Source organism: Pseudomonas sp. FSL R10-2964 (genome assembly GCF_009600035.1).
GTDB lineage: Bacteria > Pseudomonadota > Gammaproteobacteria > Pseudomonadales > Pseudomonadaceae > Aquipseudomonas > Aquipseudomonas bubulae.
In genome coordinates, this window is record NZ_WIWH01000132.1 from 1 (window position 1) to 289 (window position 289).

Annotated in this window: 1 protein-coding gene; it reads right to left on the reverse strand. The window is 44.6% G+C overall.

What is annotated here, in order from left to right; translation table 11 throughout:
- A partial coding sequence (locus GHN92_RS23985) for a hypothetical protein (protein ID WP_178102690.1) occupies positions 1-289 on the reverse strand: 289 nt, incomplete at both ends.

Consider the following 289-nt stretch of genomic DNA (forward strand, 5'->3'; position numbering starts at 1 on the left):
CTTCCCGATTCTCTGCGTCTTTGTTCACATCAAAGACTTGACTACCTTGTGACCGAGACATACGTTCTCGTTGCAGGGCTTTCTTTCTCTGTTCTGCCTCTGCTTCAGAGTCACTGCTGTCATTTCCATCATTGCTTTCATCATCCTCAAGCCAAACTTTAGCTACTTCTGCAAAAGATGACTTTCGCGTCAACTTTGCATCATCTGGTAGTTCTAGATTGAGATTGATTGTAGGTGGATTGACTGGTGTTTGACTGCGTTCCAGTGATTCAGGCATCTCATCTTGGAG